The following is a 271-nucleotide window of genomic DNA, read 5'->3' as shown; positions in this document are numbered from 1 at the left end:
TCGATCGACCAGGATCCGTAGGGCGCGTTGCTTCATTCACTGTGTCAGTTACCATTCCTTGATCTTGATAGAGCCCACTGGAGAGCGTTGGTGAGGCGTCTCCCGGGGGATCTGTGTGCGACGGAGCGACCCCCAGACTGGGGGCTTTCGCTGAGCACACCTGGGGAACTGCAGCGAGCGTCATCGAGGGAACGCTCTCCCTTAATAGGGCGGCACCAAGGTGTATAGCAATANCTGCGTAGAGCAGGCAGACCGAACACACGGTAACGAG

Origin of the sequence: Gulosibacter sediminis (assembly GCF_014904065.1) — a bacterium.
Classification (GTDB): domain Bacteria; phylum Actinomycetota; class Actinomycetes; order Actinomycetales; family Microbacteriaceae; genus Gulosibacter; species Gulosibacter sediminis.
The sequence above is the reverse complement of the archived record's forward strand: the minus strand, read 5'-3'. Positions refer to the sequence as shown.